General features: G+C 60.3%; 9 protein-coding genes. All 9 read right to left on the bottom strand.

Features of this window, described 5'->3' with window-relative positions; all coding sequences use genetic code 11:
• Nucleotides 1-208 precede the first annotated feature (208 nt).
• Nucleotides 209-1,378, bottom strand: coding sequence for a lipopolysaccharide assembly protein LapB (lapB, locus tag ACIQ47_RS12915; protein WP_396438504.1), 1,170 nt, complete (start codon nt 1,376-1,378; stop codon nt 209-211).
• Nucleotides 1,368-1,652, bottom strand: coding sequence for a lipopolysaccharide assembly protein LapA domain-containing protein (locus ACIQ47_RS12910; RefSeq protein WP_396438503.1), 285 nt, complete (start codon nt 1,650-1,652; stop codon nt 1,368-1,370). The genes lapB and ACIQ47_RS12910 overlap by 11 nt, the downstream gene beginning before the upstream one ends.
• Before the next feature lie 94 nt (nt 1,653-1,746).
• Nucleotides 1,747-2,067, bottom strand: coding sequence for an integration host factor subunit beta (locus ACIQ47_RS12905; protein ID WP_396438502.1), 321 nt, complete (start codon nt 2,065-2,067; stop codon nt 1,747-1,749).
• Nucleotides 2,068-2,161: 94 nt separating this feature from the next.
• On the bottom strand, nt 2,162-3,841 hold the full coding sequence (gene rpsA / locus ACIQ47_RS12900; protein ID WP_396438501.1) for a 30S ribosomal protein S1: 1,680 nt from the start codon (nt 3,839-3,841) through the stop codon (nt 2,162-2,164).
• A gap of 218 nt (nt 3,842-4,059) precedes the next feature.
• On the bottom strand, nt 4,060-6,075 hold the full coding sequence (locus ACIQ47_RS12895; protein ID WP_396438500.1) for a bifunctional 3-phosphoshikimate 1-carboxyvinyltransferase/cytidylate kinase: 2,016 nt from the start codon (nt 6,073-6,075) through the stop codon (nt 4,060-4,062).
• 4 nt (nt 6,076-6,079) lie between these two features.
• Nucleotides 6,080-6,976 (bottom strand): prephenate dehydrogenase, encoded by an 897-nt coding sequence (locus ACIQ47_RS12890; RefSeq protein WP_396438499.1) that lies wholly within the window; start codon nt 6,974-6,976, stop codon nt 6,080-6,082.
• A gap of 7 nt (nt 6,977-6,983) precedes the next feature.
• Nucleotides 6,984-8,084 (bottom strand): prephenate dehydratase, encoded by a 1,101-nt coding sequence (gene pheA / locus ACIQ47_RS12885; protein ID WP_396438498.1) that lies wholly within the window; start codon nt 8,082-8,084, stop codon nt 6,984-6,986.
• Nucleotides 8,085-8,124: 40 nt separating this feature from the next.
• Nucleotides 8,125-9,231, bottom strand: coding sequence for a 3-phosphoserine/phosphohydroxythreonine transaminase (gene serC, locus ACIQ47_RS12880; protein WP_396438497.1), 1,107 nt, complete (start codon nt 9,229-9,231; stop codon nt 8,125-8,127).
• A 3-nt stretch (nt 9,232-9,234) separates the two neighbouring features.
• A partial coding sequence (locus ACIQ47_RS12875) for a DNA gyrase C-terminal beta-propeller domain-containing protein (protein ID WP_396438496.1) occupies nt 9,235-9,620 on the bottom strand: 386 nt, incomplete at its 5' end.

Genomic DNA, 9,620 nt, shown 5'->3' with positions numbered 1-9,620 from the left:
CTTCGTGCACCAGGTGGCGGTCGATGTAGAGGACAGAGGTGCCGTCTTCTTCGGTGTGGACGACGTGTTCGTCCCAGATTTTGTCGTAGAGGGTGCGTGCCATGGAGCTTCCTTGCTGTGCAACCGCCCATTTTATGCGGATACCCGAAGCCAGGACTGACACAAGTGACAGCGCAGGGACACGCCAATCGTCGACTTGTAGGGCTGCTTACAGTTCTTCCACGCGTCGGGGAGGGTAGCTGTCCCAGGACTGGCAGCCCGGACAGTGCCAAAAGTGCTCTTTGGCTTCAAAGCCGCAAGCGGCACAGCGGTAGCGGGCCAAAGGTTTGGTGGCGTTTTCAAGCGTTTTTTGTACCGGCACAGGCAACTCACCGACTTCGTTTCTGGCCCCGTTCAGCCAGCGGCTGGCAGCCATCATGGAGGGGTGGTTTTGCAGATGGTCCAAATAACGCTGCAAGGTGCTGGCATCACCTGTGGCGGTCGAATTCGGCTGTTGGGCTTGCAGTGCTGTGATCGCATCCAGCACATCGATGCAGGGGTGGCGCAGGTAATGGGCTTGCAGCAAAGCGCTGGCGCTGGCCGGCTTGTCGCAGGCCAGGGCGGCTTGTGCAAAGCTGGCAGCGGCCAAAGGGGCTGCCCTGTCGTTGTGCTCAAACAAAACCGACAAGGTGTCATAAGCGGCCGGCGCCTGGCCTTGGCTCAGCAGCAATGGCCCCATCAGCAGGCGGGGTCTTGGGGCATGGGGGTGGGCCTGCAGGGCATGCGCCAACAATTCCAGCGCTTTGGCGCTGTCGCCCTTTTGTACCGCTTCGCGGGCTTGCTCGCATTGGTAATGGGCCAGCCGAACGCCAAAGTCAACCTCACCGGATTTTTCGAGCAAGCGGGCCACCGCAGCGGCTTCGGGCCACTCGCGTGAGCGCTCGTAAATGGCCATGCGGGCCAGGCGAGCTTGCCCTTCGTAAGAGGTGCCTTCGAGTTTGCGCAGTGCTTCTTCGGCACGGTCTAGCAAACCCGCTTTCAAATAATCGAGCGCCAGCCCGTGCTGTGCCCTTTGCCGGTCGGCGTGGCTGATGTCGGCACGCGAGAGCAGGTGTTCATGCACCCGCACCGCACGGTCGTACTCGCCCCGGCGACGGAACAAATTGCCCAAGGCAAAGTGCAATTCTGAGGTGTCTGGGTCGTTTTGCACCGCCTCAATGAAGGCATCAATGGCTTGGTCTTGCTGCTCGTTGAGCAAGTGGTTCAGACCTTTGAAATAGGCGCGGGGTGCTTGCCGGTTGGCGATGCGCATTTGGCGCAAGTCAAGACGCGACGCAATCCAGCCCAAGGCGAAGGCCGTGGGCAGGCCCAGCAATATCCAGGTCAGGTCAAACTCCATCGGTCACCTCGGACTTGGGTGCGGGGGAAGCAGGCGGGGTGTTTTTCTTGACGGCTTGACGCTCACGCCACCAGCGCGGCACCATGCCCAGCACGCCGACCACCACGCCCAGCGTGAAGGCAGACAGCACCACCAGCACCGTGGGGGCCGACCAATAGGTGCTGAAAAAAAAGTTCACACGGGTCTCTTGCTGATTGTTCAGCGCGAAAGCAAACAGGGTGAAGAAAATGGTGGCCTTCAGCAACCACTGAAGCAGCCAGAGCAGGCGTTTCATGAATGGACCTCGTCAGCACATACCATTCTAAAGGCGCAAAGGAAAGAACCGGTGATGCGGTCGTGAACAAAGCCGCAGGCATCAGCCATGCAGGTCATTGGTGTCCGTTTTCATTGTCGTTGGCTTGGGCCAAGGTGCCAGCGTCCACAGCTTCTCTTAAAGCTTTGCCGGGTTTGAAATGGGGGACCCGTTTTTCGGGGATTTGAACGCTCTCGCCGGAGCGCGGATTGCGGCCCACACGCGGTGGACGGCGGTTGATGGAGAAACTGCCAAAGCCACGAATCTCAATGCGGTGACCTTTGGCCAGCGCATCGCTCATGGCGTCGAGCACCGTTTTGACGGCCAATTCGGCGTCACGGTGGGTCAGCTGCGCAAAGCGTGCAGCCAGTTCTTCAACCAGATCGGAGCGGGTCATGGACGTGCTGCGTTAAGCGTTTTGCGTTGAGTGAAACAAGCCAGGAAACCTGGCTTGTCGCTCAACATTAGACGCCTAACGCACAAGTTTCAGATCAGTTGTTGTCGAGCTTGGCGCGCAACAAGGCGCCCAGACTGGTCGTGCCAGCGTTCTCGGTCTTGGATTGCTGCGACAGCGAAGCCATGGCTTCTTGCTGGTCAGCCTGGTCCTTGGCCTTGATCGACAACTGGATGTTGCGGGTCTTGCGGTCCACGTTCACTACGACTGCAGTGACTTCGTCGCCGACTTTGAGCACGTGGCTGGCGTCTTCCACGCGGTCACGCGAAATTTCGGACACACGCAGGTAACCAATGATGTCTTCGCCCAAGTCGATTTCGGCGCCCTTGGCATCCACGGTCTTGACCTTGCCCGTGACGATCTGGCCTTTGTCGTTGATGGAGGTGAAGGTGGTGAAAGGATCGGAGTCGAGCTGTTTGATGCCCAAGCTGATGCGCTCGCGGTCCACGTCCACAGCCAAGACCAAAGCCTCAACTTCTTGACCCTTCTTGAATTCGCGCACGGCGTTTTCGCCGGTTTCGTTCCAAGACAAGTCAGACAGGTGCACCAGGCCGTCGATACCGGCAGCCAGGCCCACGAACACGCCGAAGTCGGTGATCGACTTGATCGGGCCCTTGACGCGGTCGCCGCGCTTGGTGTTCTGCGCGAACTCTTGCCATGGGTTGGCGCGGCACTGCTTCATGCCCAAGCTGATGCGGCGCTTGTCTTCGTCGATCTCGAGGACCATGACTTCGACCTCGTCACCCAATGCAACGATCTTGGAAGGCGCCACGTTCTTGTTGGTCCAGTCCATCTCGGAGACGTGGACCAAGCCTTCGATGCCTGGCTCCAGTTCGACAAACGCGCCGTAGTCGGCGATGTTGGTGATCTTGCCGAACATGCGGGTGCTTTGTGGGTAGCGGCGGTTCACGCCCATCCAGGGGTCGTCGCCCATTTGCTTGAGGCCCAAGGACACGCGGTTTTTCTCGGTGTCGAACTTGAGGATCTTGGCGCTGATTTCCTGACCGGCCGTGACCACTTCGGAGGGGTGACGGACACGGCGCCATGCCATGTCGGTGATGTGCAACAGGCCGTCGATGCCGCCCAAGTCCACGAAAGCACCGTATTCGGTGATGTTCTTGACCACACCGTGAACGATGGAGCCTTCGCGCAATGTTTCCATCAGCTTGGCGCGCTCTTCGCCCATCGAGGCTTCCACGACAGCGCGGCGTGACAACACGACGTTGTTGCGCTTGCGGTCGAGCTTGATGACCTTGAATTCCAGGGTCTTGTTCTCATAGGGTGACAGGTCTTTGGTGGGACGTGTGTCAACCAAAGAGCCGGGCAAGAAAGCGCGGATGCCATTGACCAAAACAGTCAGGCCGCCTTTGACTTTGCCGCTGGTCACACCAGTGACGAACTCGCCGGACTCCAGGGCTTTTTCCAAAGACATCCACGAAGCCAAACGCTTGGCAGTGTCACGCGACAAGATGGTGTCGCCGTAACCGTTTTCGATTGAGCCAATGGCCACCGAGACAAAGTCGCCGACCTGAACTTCGATTTCACCTTGGTCGTTCTTGAACTCTTCGAGGGGCACATACGACTCGGACTTGAGACCGGCGTTGACCACAACGAAGTTGTGCTCGATGCGCACGACTTCAGCGGTGATGACTTCACCTGGGCGCATTTCGGTGCGCGTCAGTGATTCTTCGAATAGGGCGGCAAATGATTCAGACATGGTGTTTCCTCATCCACAAGTGCAGGACTGACGAGCGCGACATGCGTCGTTTCCAGGAGCTGACTGTGGCGGTTGGTTGTGCGGTGTGAGCCGCGGTTGGTTTTTTAAAAACCACCTGACCAGTGTGCAAGCTGCACGATAAGAGCCGAGTGGAACTTCAGGTCAGCCTGCACAGGGCGGGCTGGGGTGGCTGTTTTCGGTGGGTTAACTTCCGTGGGTCAACCGAAAACCTGCCGGCTTTGCCACCAGACCATCACTTGATCCACCGAGGCTTCGATGGTCAAGGAAGAGTTGTCCAGTTGCAAGGCATCTTGTGCGGGCTTCAAAGGCGCTGCGCTGCGGGACATGTCCCGGGCGTCGCGCGCTTCCAAGTCAGCGCGAAGAGCATCGATATTAGCCGAAAAACCCTTCAAAATCAACTGCTTATGACGCCTTTCGGCCCTTTTGGCCGCGCTGGCGGTCAAAAACACCTTCAAAGGGGCGCTCGGGAAGATCACCGTGCCCATGTCGCGGCCGTCGGCCAGCAGGCCCGGCAAGCGTTGAAAGCTGTGCTGCAGATCGATCAAAGCCTCGCGAACGGCGGGCAGCACCGAGACTTTGGAGGCGTTCATGCCGCCTTGCTCGCTGCGGATGGCATCGGTCACATCGACGTTGCCCAGCAGCACCTGATCGCCCTCAAAGCGCACCGGCAGACTGCGGGCGAGTTCGGCGATGTCCGCTTCGTCGGCAATTTCCAGCGTCAGCCCGGCCAGCAAGGCCGCTTGGGCGGTCACGCGGTAGAGCGCGCCCGAGTCCAGGTAATGGTATCCCAGTTGCTCGGCCACACGGCTGGCCAGCGTGCCTTTGCCCGAGGCCGTGGGGCCGTCGATGCAAATCACCGGAATGTTGGGGGCCGCCGTGTGCGCCACGGAGAACAGGGCCTCGAAATAATCCGGGAAGGTTTTGGCCACGCACTTGGGGTCTTCGATGCGCACCGGCACCTGGTCGGTGTTGAAGGCCGCGAGCGAGAAACACATGGCGACGCGGTGGTCGTCGTAGGTGTGGATGCTGGCGCGTTGCCATTTCCCGGCGGGCAGGGGATGGATGGTGATCCAGTCGGGGCCTTCTTCCACAGTGGCACCCAACTTGCGGCTTTCGGTGGCCATGGCCACGATGCGGTCGGTTTCCTTGACGCGCCAGCTGGCAATGTTGCGCAGTGTGGTCGGGCCGTCGGCATACAGCGCCATCACGGCCAGCGTCATGGCGGAGTCGGGGATGTGGTTGCAGTCGAGCGTGATGCCTTTGAGTGGCCAGGCCCCGCGCTGGATTTCAAGCCAGTTCGGGCCGCTGGTAATTTTGGCGCCCATTTGGGCTGCGGCGTCCATGAAGCGGATGTCGCCTTGAATAGAGTCAGCGCCCACGCCCTGAATGCGGATGCCGCTGCCTTGCACTCCTTTGGATGGATCACCTGCGGCGATGGCGCCCAGTGCGATGAAGTAGCTGGCCGAAGAGGCATCGGCCTCGACGTGGATCGTACCCGGCGATTGGTAGCGGCTGCCCGCCGGAATGACAAAGCGTTCCCAGCCTTGGCGTTCCACGGCGATGCCGTAGCGCGCCAGCAGGTTGAGCGTGATTTCGATGTAGGGCTTGCTGATCAGTTCGCCCACCACCTCAATGGTGATGGCGCGGTTCTGCGTTGCCAGGGGTAAGGCCATCAGCAGCGCGGTGAGGAATTGGCTGGACACATCGCCGCGCACGGGGATGGGTTTGTCCAGATGCAACGCAGGCTGGCCGATGCGCAGGGGTGGGAAGCCCTCGTTGCCCAGGTACTCGATGGCGCAGCCGAGTTCGCGCAACGCGTCGACAAGGTCACCGATGGGCCGCTCGTGCATGCGCGGCACACCTTTGAGCGTGAAGTTGCCGCCCTGCACGGCCAACGCAGCCGTCAGTGGGCGCATGGCCGTGCCGGCGTTGCCCATGAAAAACTCAATCGCCTCTGCAGGCCATGCGCGACCGCCCAGGCCGGTGATGGTGACGGTGGTGCCTGCCACATCGACCCCGCAGCCCAGTTGGCGCAGCGCCGCCAGCATCACGCGGGTGTCGTCCGAGTCGAGCAAGTCGTGCACCACGGTCGTGCCTTGGCACAGTGCTGAGAGCAGCAGCACGCGGTTCGAAATGCTTTTGGAGCCGGGCAGGGTGACGGTGCCGGACGCGCCTTGCAGCGCAGGGAGGTCAAGAAAGGCGGTGGAGAACATGGGGTCAGTCTTCTGAGGCTGTGTTGCAAGCGTGACCGGCTTGCAGCGTCCAGGCCGAGCGCACATCGCTGGCTTGTTGAATCAGTTGTTGAAGCGCTTGAGCATCGCCTTGTTTCAGGGCATTTTCAAATGCGTTGAGTGCCGTGCGAAAGTGCGCCAATTGCGTGAGAACTTCCGCATGGTTGGCGCTCAAGATGTCGCGCCACACCAAGGCATCTGAAGCGGCGATGCGGGAAAAATCCCGAAATCCCGGACCTGCCATCTCCAAAAACGCAGGGCCTTGCGGTTGGGCCGTCAGCGCATTCACGGCGGCAAAGGCCAGCAAATGCGGCAAGTGGCTGACGGCGGCAAAAGTGGCGTCATGGGCCTGCGCTGTCATCTGGCTCACATGGCTACCGATGGCAGTCCATACTGCGCTCGCTGTTTTTATCTGACCGATGCTGTTTTGCGGCAAGGGCGTGAGGATGGTGCGTCGCGCTTGGTAGAGCGAGCCTTCGGCATGCTCAATGCCCGCGACTTCTTTGCCCGCAATCGGGTGTGCAGGCACAAAGCAGCTCAGGCGTTCACCCAGGGTGGCAATTGCCGCGGCAATCACATCGCCCTTGGTCGAGCCCACGTCCATCAGCAAGGCATTGGGGTGCAGTGCTTGGCGCATGGCGGCAAAGCTGCTTTGCATCGCGCCCACAGGAACGGCCAGCAAAACAAGATCTGCGCCTTGCACCGCATCGGCCACGCTGGAGCAGGCGTGGTCGATGACTTGAAGTTCCACCGCAAGTTGACGGGTTTTTTCAGAGGCGCTGAAGCCGACAATGGTTTGCACAAGACCTGCCTCGCGCAGCGCGAGCGCAAACGAGCCGCCCATCAGACCGCAGCCGATCAGGGCCAAGCGTTCGAATTTCACCGCGCGCTCACTCGGGCACCGGGTATGAACCCAGCACCTTGTAAAACGCGCACAAGCCTTGCAACTCTTGCAAAGCAGCGGCCACATGCGGCTCGTTGATGTGGCCTTGCAAGTCGATGTAGAAGTAATACTCCCACTGGCCCGATTTGGCGGGGCGCGACTCAAAGCGGGTCATGGACACACCGTTGTTTTTGAGCGGCACCAGCAAATCGTGCACCGCACCTGGGCGGTTGGGCACCGACACCACCAGGCTGGTGCAGTCTTTGCCAGACGCTGGTGGCGTGGCCAAGGTCTGCGGCAAAGCGATCACGGCAAAGCGGGTGCGGTTGAAGGCTTCGTCCTGAATGGCGTGGTGCACGATGTGCAGACCAAACTGGCTGGCGGCACGTTCGCTGGCCAGCGCCGCCCAAGCGGGGTTGGTGGCAGCTAAGCGCGCGCCTTCGGCGTTGCTCGACACGGCGCGCCGCTCCACATGCGGCAGGTGTTTGGACAGCCAGCCCTGGCACTGGGCCAACGCTTGGGGGTGTGCCATGACGACCTCAATGCCCGCATCAGAGTTGAGCTGGCGCAACAGATTGAAACGCACTTGCAGGCTCACTTCGCCGACCACATGAACAGGCGAGCGCAAAAACAAATCGAGCGAGCGGGCCACCACGCCTTCGGTGGAATTTTCCATGCCCACCACGCCGTACTGGGCCGTGCCCGCAGCGGTGGCGTGAAAGACTTCGTCGAAGTTGGCGCAGTAAATCAGGTTGGCGGCGCTGCCAAAAAACTCGATGGCTGCTTGTTCGCAAAATGTGCCCTGAGGGCCCAGCACCGCCACGCGTTGGGGTGCTTCGAGCGCCAAGCAGGCCGACATGATCTCGCGCCAAATGGAAGCGATGTGTTCGTTTTTCAGCGGGCCGGGGTTGGCTTGGGTGATTTTGTCGATGACTTGCGCCACGCGGTCGGGGCGAAAGAAGGGCGAGCCTTCGGCACGTTTGATCTCGCCGACTTTTTCGGCCACATGGGCGCGTTGGTTCAGCAGGCTCAGCAGCTGTTTGTCCAGCGCGTCAATCTGCACACGCAAAGCGCCCAGGGCGTCCGACTGAATGGGGGGTTGGCTCATGTCTCGTGGTCTTTCTGGCGGCTTGTTTTTTTGAGGTACTTCAGGCCTGTTTTTCTTCAAATTGACGCATGTAGGCCACCAGCGCCTGCACGCCTTCGAGGGGCATGGCGTTGTAAATGCTGGCACGCATGCCGCCCACTGACTTGTGCCCTTTGAGTTGCAGCAAGTTGGCGGCTTTGGCCCCAGCCAAAAAGGCCTCGTTGCGCGATTCGTCGCGCAAGAAAAAGGGCACGTTCATGCGCGAGCGGCAGTTCTTGGCCACGCGGTTTTCAAACAAGCTGGAGCTGTCCAGAAAGTCGTACAGCAGCCGAGCTTTGGCAATGTTGCGCTGTTCCATGGCTGCGATGCCGCCATTTTTTTTCAGCCACTGGAAGACCAGCCCCGCGATGTAAATGCTGTAGGTGGGCGGGGTGTTGTACATGGACTGGTTATCTGCCACCAGCTTGTAATCAAAAGCGCTGGGGCAATGCGGCAGGGCATGGCCGATCAGGTCTTCGCGCACGATGACCAAGGTCAGCCCGGCGGGACCCAGGTTTTTTTGCGCACCGCCAAAGGCCAGGCCCACGCGAGACCAATCCACAGGCCGAGACGCAACATGCGAAGAAAAATCCACCACCAGAGGGGCATCACAGCCCAAGGCTTTGAGGTCCGGCAGTTCGGAGAACTCGACACCGTGAATGGTTTCATTGCTGCAAATGTGCACATAGCGGCTGTCCGCGCCCACCTGCCAAGTGGCAGGGGCGGGCAGGGTGGTAAAGCCTTCCACCTGACCCGAAGCGGCCACACGGGCTGGGCCGTATTTGCCAGCTTCCTTGAGCGACTTTTGGCTCCAACTGCCCGTGAGCACAAAGTCCATGGCCCCGCCTTGCGACAGGTTCAGCGGCACGATGGCGTTTTCGGCCAAGCCCCCGCCTTGCATGAACAAAATCTTGAAGTGGGTCGGCACCCCCAACAATTCGCGCAAGTCGGTTTCGGCTTGCTCGTAAATGCTGATGAACTCCTTGCCGCGGTGGCTCATCTCCATCACGCTCATGCCAGAGGAACGGCCTTGTGTGTCGTGCCAGTCCAACATCTCGGCCGCGGCTTGCTGCAGCACGGCCTCGGGCATGACGGCAGGGCCTGCCGAGAAGTTGAAAGCGCGGCCCATCACTTATTCCGCTGTAGGCGTGCTGTCGTCCGGTGTGGCATCGGCATCACTCGCTTCGCTGTCGGCCACATTGGCATCGTTTTCGACAATGCGTTGCAGACCTGATAGCTTGGCACCTTCGTCCAGGCCAATCAGGGTCACGCCCTGTGTGGCGCGGCCCAGTTCGCGGATTTCGGAGACGCGGGTGCGCACCAACACACCGGTGTCGGTGATCAGCATGATTTCATCGTCGGCATGGACCAAGGTGGCGGCCACCACTTTGCCGTTGCGCTCGGATTGCTGGATGGCGATCATGCCTTTGGTGCCACGGCCGTGGCGGGTGTATTCGGTGATCGAGGTGCGTTTGCCATAGCCGTTTTCGGTGGCCGTGAGGACGCTCTGTGTTTCGT

The organism is Limnohabitans sp. (assembly GCF_044373035.1).
Taxonomy (GTDB): Bacteria; Pseudomonadota; Gammaproteobacteria; order Burkholderiales; family Burkholderiaceae_C; genus Limnohabitans_A.
The sequence above is the reverse complement of the archived record's forward strand: the minus strand, read 5'-3'. Positions and strand labels throughout refer to the sequence as shown.

Excerpts from the sequence above, each read along its gene's own strand:
- lapB (WP_396438504.1), bottom strand. The coding sequence starts at position 1,378 with ATGGAGTTTGACCTGACCTGGATATTGCTGGGCCTGCCCACGGCCTTC.
- ACIQ47_RS12910 (WP_396438503.1), bottom strand. The coding sequence starts at position 1,652 with ATGAAACGCCTGCTCTGGCTGCTTCAGTGGTTGCTGAAGGCCACCATT.
- ACIQ47_RS12905 (WP_396438502.1), bottom strand. The coding sequence starts at position 2,067 with ATGACCCGCTCCGATCTGGTTGAAGAACTGGCTGCACGCTTTGCGCAG.
- rpsA (WP_396438501.1), bottom strand. The coding sequence starts at position 3,841 with ATGTCTGAATCATTTGCCGCCCTATTCGAAGAATCACTGACGCGCACC.
- ACIQ47_RS12895 (WP_396438500.1), bottom strand. The coding sequence starts at position 6,075 with ATGTTCTCCACCGCCTTTCTTGACCTCCCTGCGCTGCAAGGCGCGTCC.
- pheA (WP_396438498.1), bottom strand. The coding sequence starts at position 8,084 with ATGAGCCAACCCCCCATTCAGTCGGACGCCCTGGGCGCTTTGCGTGTG.
- serC (WP_396438497.1), bottom strand. The coding sequence starts at position 9,231 with ATGGGCCGCGCTTTCAACTTCTCGGCAGGCCCTGCCGTCATGCCCGAG.